Source organism: Halorubrum sp. SD683, assembly GCF_002135045.1.
GTDB classification, from domain to species: Archaea; Halobacteriota; Halobacteria; order Halobacteriales; family Haloferacaceae; genus Halorubrum; species Halorubrum ezzemoulense.
This window is the reverse complement of the sequence record NZ_NEWJ01000108.1, coordinates 1-5,748: the sequence shown is the minus strand read 5'-3', so window position 1 is coordinate 5,748 and position 5,748 is coordinate 1. Positions and strand designations below refer to the sequence as shown.

2 protein-coding genes and 1 pseudogene are annotated in these 5,748 nt (G+C 76.9%); 2 read left to right on the top strand and 1 reads right to left on the bottom strand.

Annotated features, from left to right (window positions below):
* Positions 1-1,280: aldehyde dehydrogenase family protein (locus B9G49_RS15390; RefSeq protein ID WP_086216955.1), on the bottom strand; the 1,280-nt coding region annotated here is incomplete at its 3' end.
* A gap of 117 nt (positions 1,281-1,397) precedes the next feature.
* Between B9G49_RS15390 and B9G49_RS15385 the strand changes: the two are divergent.
* Both B9G49_RS15385 and B9G49_RS15380 read left to right on the top strand, forming a co-directional pair.
* Positions 1,398-5,085, top strand: a pseudogene (locus tag B9G49_RS15385) (MarR family transcriptional regulator).
* Positions 5,086-5,150: 65 nt separating this feature from the next.
* Positions 5,151-5,660: a PUA domain-containing protein gene (locus B9G49_RS15380; protein WP_086216954.1), complete on the top strand. Its 510-nt coding sequence runs from the start codon at positions 5,151-5,153 to the stop codon at positions 5,658-5,660.
* The last annotated feature ends 88 nt before the right edge of the window (positions 5,661-5,748 follow it).

Genomic DNA, 5,748 nt, shown 5'->3' with positions numbered 1-5,748 from the left:
GGGTCGGCGGCGGGCCCGAGCGCGCCGTCGAACCCGTCGCGGCCGTGGACCGCAATCGCGGGGATCCCGGGCAGCGTAGCGAGCGGGTCGTCGGCGCTGTCGGGCGTCACGATCAGGAAGGAGGTCTGACGCGCCGCGTTCGGGAGGCCGAGCGCGGCCGCCAGCCGCCGCGGCGACTTCCCGCGCGGGTCCGAACCTGCGGCGCGTGCCTCGCTCTCGTCGCCCTCCGAGTCGCCGAGGAGCGCGCGGAGGCGGTCGCGCTCGGCCGCGTCGAGGACGTACCCGCCCTCGTCTTCGAGGGCGGCGCACAGCGGGTCGACCGCCGGCGACACGGTGACGACCGCGGCGTCGCCCGCGGGGTGAGCCCCGAAGTCGTACGTCGCGCCGACCGCGACCCGCGCCGCCACGGCCGGGGCCGGGACCGACCCGTCGGCGACGGCGACGACGCCGTCGGCGCTCGCGGCGACGTTCGGCGTCCCACAGCGCTGTCCCGCGGCGACGGTGGTCTCGGAGCCGGCAGCGACGACGAAGTCGGCGCGCTCGAACAGCGCGTCCGTCTCGGGCTTCGAGGGCGGCGCCGGGAGCATCGAGACCGCGTCCGTCGGCGCGCCGGCGTCAGCGAGCGCGCGACTGACGGTCTCGACGACCGCGTCGCACGTCTCGACCGCCGACGGCGACGGCGCGAGGACGACCGCGTTCCGCGCGGCGAGCCCGTACAGTGAGAGGACCGCGGGGACCACGACCGGGTGCGTGGCGGGGACCGCCGCGCCGACGACGCCGAGCGGCCCGGCGACCGTCACCGTCCCCGCCGCGCCGTCGCGGTCGACCACGCCCGCGGTCGGCGCGTCTCGGACCGACCGCCGGGCGGCGTCGATCTCGGTCGCGACCTTCTCCGCCTTCGTCCCCGGGTGCCCCCGCCCCGTCTCGTTGGCCGCCGACCGCGCGAGCCGGCTGATCGTCTCTCCGTCCGCCAAGCGCTCGCCGACGGACCGCACGAGGGCGGCGGCGTCGTCGGGGTCCCACGCGGCCAGTTCGTTCGCCGCCGTCCGCGCCGCGGCGACGGTTCGCTCTGCGCGCCGCGACGAGTCCGAGGCCGCCGCGTCGGGTCCGCCGGCCGCCGCCCTCGCTTCCTCCGGGCCGGTCGCGCTCGGACCGTCGCGTCCATGCGTCGCCGGTCCGTCGCTCCCGTCCTTCGACGCCTCGGCGGGGTCGGTCGGTTCCGTCCCGTCGGGCGTCTCCGCGCCCGGGCCGTCGCTCCCGCTCGTCCGATCCCCACTCATGGGTACCACTGCGCCGGTGTCCGGCTTATTCTCACCCCGTGAAACACTGTGTCACCGCGCGGGCCAAGTCGTCATCGAAGAAACAGTTATGTCGGTGGGGACGGTGCGGGGGGACGTATGACCGAGCCGTCGGAGCTCGCGGGCGTCGTCGAGCGTCGCCTCGACTTCCTCGAACGGCTCGCCGCGGAGCCGCTGCGAAAGCACGAGCTCGTCGACGCGCTCGGTCACTCCCGGTCGACGGTGAACCGCGCGATAGACGAGCTGGAGGCGGCCGGGCTCGTCGCCGGCGAGACCGACGGCTACCTGACGACGCTCTCGGGCCGCCTCCTCGCGGAACAGTACCGCGAGTTCCTGACGGCCGCGGCCGACCTCGCGGCCGCGGGCGACGTGCTCGACCCCCTCGGCGCGGACATCGGCGTCGACCCCGCGGTCCTCCGGAAGGCCGAGACGCACCGGGCCGCAGCGCCGGACCCGTACCGACCGCTGGAGGCCCTCGACGACGCGCTCGCCGACGCCGACTCGGTCGGCGCCGCGCTGCCCGCGTTCCCCTACCCGCGGGTGGCGGAGCGGCTCCGGCGCGCGGCCGTCGGCGGCGGCTCCGTCGATCTGGCGCTGGCGGATCGGGCGTACCGCCACGCGACCGAACGGTTCGCGGACGACCTCGGTACCGTCGCGAACCGGGACGACTGTCGGATCGCCGCCGTCGACGCCGTCGACGCGGGAGTCGTCGCGGCCGACGACACCGCGCTGCTCCTCGTCTTCGACGACGGCGCGCTCCACGGCGTGACGGCGTCGACCGAGCCAGAGGCGGTCGCGTGGGCGGAGACCGAGGTGCGCGGGCTGATCGAGCGGGGCCGCGACACGACCGAAGCGCTCGCGGCGACCGGGCGCGCGGCGGGGAAGCGGACCGGAGGCGGCCGGCTCGGCGGCGACGGCTCGCGTGACTCGCGCCGCTCGTCCGACGGCGGCCTCTTGGGACGCGGGTATCCGAACGACGAGGGGGCCGGATCGCTCTCGGCGCAGGGGTTCCGCGCGGTCGACGAGGACCGCCTCGCCGGCGATCCGAACCCGTGCGGCCCGCTGCGGGCCACGGCGTCGTTCCCCGAGGTCGACGCGGGACACGTCCTCGAGAGGAGCGTCGCGTGCGACGGCGAGCGGCGCGAGCTCGCGGGGGCACTCGTCGAGGGGCTCGCCGGCGGGACCGACCACGCCCTGGTCGGGCCGCCGGGAAGCGGCAAGAGCACCGTCTGCCGGAGCGTCGCGGTCGAGTGGTACCGGTCGGGACGCGGCCCGGTGACGTACCGGACAAGCGACGGGGGCGACCCGTTCACCGCGACGGACCGCCTGCGCGAACGCGTCACCGGGGGGGACGGACACCACCTCGTCGTCGTCGAGGACGCCGTCGACCCGGGGGCCGCGGAAGCGATCACCGTCGCCCGCCAACTGGCCGACTGCGGCGACGTGTCGTTCCTGTTCGACGCGCGCGAGGAGCCGTACGACGACCTCGACGGGCTCCCGCTGTCGCCCGCTGACCTCCGCTACCGGCGGGCGATCGAGACCGTTCGGATGCCCCGACTCGACGAGCGCGAGGTGGAGCGGTTCGTCCGCCACGTCGCCGACCGCACCGGAACCGCGCCGGCGGCCGATCCGAGCTCGCTGCTTGACGACGTGCGCGGCGACGACGACGAGCGCGTGGGGGAGCTGCTCGCGCTCGGCCACCGCCTCGTCCGCGCGGTCCGAGGCGGGACCGTTCGGTCGGAAGAGGCGGACGAGAACGCCGGCGAGGCGTCGCCGGAGAATGAAGCGGGCGGCGCCGCGCCCGCGTCGGGGTTGGAGCGGGCGGTCGCGGAGGCGGTGCGCGAGGTCAGGAACCGCCCGCCGCCGACCGCGGACGTCGCGGTGCTGGTGAACCTCCTCAACGTCGCCGGCGCGAGCGACCTCCGGACGCTGGCGTACGCGCTCGTCGACGATCGCGAGGGGGCGACCGGCGGCGGAACCGACCGCGAGCCGTCGCCGACCGTCGACGGGGTCCGACGGGCGCTCGACCGCCTCGCGGGGACGGTCCTCGTCCGGGCGGGCGACGGGGAGTACCGCGCGGTCCACGACGAGTGGTCGGTGCTATTCTTGGAGCGGCTCGTCGACCGCGAGCCGGAGCCGGTCGTCGCCAGACGCGTGGGCCGGGTCGTCTCGCGGCTGCTCGCGCTCGCGGACGACCCGGCGCGTCGGTCCCGCGTCCGGCGGGCCGTCGGCGGGGAGGCGCCGGCAATAGACCGGATCGAGCGCGGCCCGAGCGCGTGGGCGGCGGCGACCATCCGGTCGGTGTACGGCGTCGGACGGCGGTACCCGCGGCTCGCCGCGCTGTACGGTCGCGTCCGCTACGCGTGGATCGACCTCCCGGACGCGTGCCCCGACGACCTGCGCGACCGGCCGCCGGAGTGGGTCGCGCGGATGTACATCGACGCCGGCGACCTCGACGGCGCCGCGGCGGCGCTGGACGCGTGGCGGCCGACCGGCGAGGCGGGGGCGGCCGAGCGCCAGCGGGGGTACGGCGACGTCGCCCGTCGGCGGGGCGAGTACGACGCGGCGCGGGAGCGGTTCCGGCGGGCCGAGGAGCTGTTCGCCGCCGCGGGCGATCGGACCGGGCTCGCGTCGGCGGTCCGCGGGCGGGCGCAGGCGGCGCACTTCGACGGCGACTACGAGGCCGCGTACGAGGCGGCGTCGCGGGCGTGCGCCATCGCCGCGCGGACCGGCGACCCGATCGCGAAGGCGAAGGCGATGACGGACGCCGGCAACGCCCTCGACGCCCTCGACGGGTCCGACGCGGTCCTCGAGCACTACCGGGTCGCCGGCGACCTGTTCCGCGCCCACGACGACACCCACGGCGAGGCGAACGTCCGGGCGAACCTCGCGGTCGCGCTGCGGCGGCGGGGGGACCTCGACGCCGCCGAGCGGACCGCGCGCCGCGCGCTGGACGGCTACCGGACGGCGGGGGACGAACATCGAGAGGCGATCTCGCAGTTGAATCTCTCCGCGATCGCGGAGCAGCGCGGCACCGTCGGCGAGGCGGTCGCTCGCGCGGCGGAGGCCCGGGCGATCGCCGAGCGGATCGGCTCCGACATGTGCGAGGCGCTCGCGTTGAGCCACCTCGGCAGCGCGGCGCACCTCGCCGGCGACTTCGACCGGGCGGAGCGGTTCCTGAGGACTGCCTTGGACCGCTTCGACGCGCTCGACGCCGACGCCCGGCGCGCGATGGTGACCGCGATCCTCGCGGAGGTGGCGGTCGACCGCGGCGATCCGGGCGCGGCCGAGCGGCGGGTCGAACGGGCCGCGGCGCTGCTCGACGACCACGCGGGCCGCAAGCGGCTGGCCGAGACGGACCGGATCCGCGGGCGGGCGGCGCTGGCTCGCGGCGACGGCGCTTGAATCCGCGGTCGAGTCGGCCCGGGAGGGGGGGTTCGCGCAGGCCGAGGCGAAGGCGCTCGCGTCGCTGGGCGCGGCGGCGGCCGAGCGCGGCGACGTCAAGGCGGCGGCGGGTCGGCTGACGGCGGCGCTCGACCTCGGCCGGCGAGTCGAGGACGCGCGGGCGGTCGCGTCGGCGGGCGATCGGCTCGCCGACCTGCTCGCGGGGAACGACGCCGGACCGGAACCGATCGACCGCGAGGCGCTTCGGGCGGCGCTCCGCGAGGCGCCGCCGGAGGCGGTCCCGCCGGATTCGGCCGCGGACCCGGCGGCGTACCGGGAGATAGCCGAGCGCTGGCGCGTCGACGGCGACGGGGTCGCCGCGTCGTACCCCGCGCTCGGCTGAGGGGTCGGCCCGGCGGCTTCGGGCGCTGTCGCAACCGCTTTCAGCGCGCGCTGAGAACGGCGGCCATGACCGACGCCGACACGCTCGCGGACCTCCGGACCGCGGCCGACTACCAGTTCGGGGCCGACGCGGGCGAGGCCCTGTTCCCGCCGGACGCCCCGCTCACGGTGCGCCGGTCGAGCGGCGGCCGCCCGCGGCAGGTGATCGACGGCGACGTCGACGACACCCCCGGCAGCAGCGAGGGCGACCGACTTGTCTCGTACGGCACCGACGGCCGGTTTACGCTCGGGCTCGCCGGCGGGAAGCGGATCGCCGACGCGTTCCCCGAACCGCGACACCGGATGGTCGTCGGCGAGGAGAGCGAGCCGTTCGTGCGCGAGGGGCGCAACGCGTTCGCGAAGTTCGTCACCGCGGCCGACGACGGGATCCGCCCCGGCGACGAGGTGCTCGTCGTCGACGAAAGCGGAGCGATCTTCGGGGTCGGCCGCGCCGAACTCTCCGGCGCGGAGGCCGAGCAGCTCGGCTCCGGCGTCGCCGTGAAGACGCGCGACGGGAACCCCGCTGACGGCGACTGACGGATTTGTACGCCGGCGCGTGCCTGCGAGCGGCCGCCACCGGCGGCCGCGAGACAGCACGTGCGAGGGACGCGGTGAGCGCTCGGAG